Source organism: Bradyrhizobium sp. 45, from assembly GCF_023073155.1.
GTDB lineage: Bacteria > Pseudomonadota > Alphaproteobacteria > Rhizobiales > Xanthobacteraceae > Bradyrhizobium > Bradyrhizobium canariense_D.
The window spans coordinates 1-811 of the sequence record NZ_JADPIX010000098.1 but is presented as its reverse complement, the minus strand read 5'-3'; the positions used below and the strand labels follow the sequence as shown (position 1 = coordinate 811).

The window sequence follows — 811 nt, the reverse complement described above, 5'->3', positions numbered from 1 at the left end:
CGGCGATGCCGACAGATCCATTGCTTGTTGTGGGCATCGATGACTGGGCGTTCCGGAGAAACCATCGATACGGGACGATCGTGTGCGATTTGGAGCGCCGGCGGATCGTTACCCTGCTGCCCGACAGGGAAACTGCGACGGTTCGGGCGTGGCTATCGAAGCACCCAGCGATCAACATTGTGTCGCGAGATCGCGGTGGTGGATACGGCGAGGCAGCAGCCAAGGCGCTGCCGAACGCCATCCAGGTCGCCGACCGATGGCATCTGATGGAAAATGCGAGCGCCGCCTTCCTTGATGCGGTGCGCCGCTCCATGAACAGAATCCGAACCGCAATTGGAGCGACGACGATCAACCCGGAATTGCTGACCTGTGCGGAAAAGCTGCGCTATCAGGGCTATTTGCGGCGGCAGGACAGCCATGCCTTAATTACGGCTCTCGTCAGCGACGGTGTGCCGCTCAAGGAGATCGTCCGCCGCACAGGACATAGTCGCAATCTGGTTCGCCAAATTAGCCGCGGCGGCGGTACGGATATGTTCCGCACCCGTCAAAGCACCCTGGACGGGCATCTGCCGTTCCTGGACGCGCAGTGGTCAGGCGGCTGTCGCAACGGTGCCGAGCTCTGGCGCCGCTTGAAGGGACAAGGCTTCAAGGGATCGCTGCGCGTCGTGGCGGAATGGGCGACGCGACGGCGGCGTGCCGAGACCATCAGCCATCAACAATTGCAGAAGGTCCCCGCCGCCAGGACGATAGCGCAGCTGATGACGACGAAGCGCGACCACCTAACCAGGGCGGAGACCGTCACGCTTGCGGT

At 62.5% G+C, this 811-nt stretch carries 1 protein-coding gene; it reads left to right on the top strand.

All coding sequences use genetic code 11. The features are described 5' to 3' along the window. Window positions 1–811: transposase (locus IVB42_RS14860; protein ID WP_247470539.1), on the top strand; the 811-nt coding region annotated here is incomplete at both ends.